Here is a 381-nt window from a genome sequence, read left to right as displayed (position 1 = left end):
TTTCTTGAATCTGGAGATGAGGCCGCGCGTTTAGCCGGTAACGCACCTTTTATTATTGATAAAGACAGTGGTGAAATTCATTCCCTTGGAACGGCAAAGCCGCTGGAAGAATATCTACAGGATTATGAAATAAAAAAGGCTACCTTCGGCTTGCCCTGACAATACGGCCCTCTTCCCACGAAGAGGGCCGCTAACCTTAATACCCCGCCGTTAAATCATCCACCGAGCGCGGGTCGGATGCACCGTACAGCTCACCGTCCGGCCCAACCATAATGCTTTGTGTACTGCCCATCGCCTCTTTCAGCGCCACTTTCTGACCTTTTGCTTCCAGCAGCTTGATCGTATCCGGGCTAAACCCTTTTTCGACACGCAGCTCGTCCG

Annotated in this window: 2 protein-coding genes; one reads left to right on the top strand and one right to left on the bottom strand. The window is 51.4% G+C overall.

All coding sequences use genetic code 11. From position 1 onward, the window contains the following. Positions 1-159: YrhB domain-containing protein (locus tag ACNFOC_RS55955; RefSeq protein WP_416966519.1), on the top strand; the 159-nt coding region annotated here is incomplete at its 5' end. Between the two features lie 37 nt (positions 160-196). Here the strand turns inward: ACNFOC_RS55955 and ACNFOC_RS55950 are convergent. Continuing rightward, the coding region (locus tag ACNFOC_RS55950; protein WP_416966518.1) for a gamma-glutamyltransferase at positions 197-381 on the bottom strand (185 nt) is incomplete at its 5' end.

The organism is Streptomyces colwelliae (genome assembly GCF_048158785.1).
In the GTDB taxonomy this organism is placed as follows: Bacteria; Actinomycetota; Actinomycetes; order Streptomycetales; family Streptomycetaceae; genus Streptomyces.
This window is presented reverse-complemented; position numbering and strand designations above follow the sequence as displayed.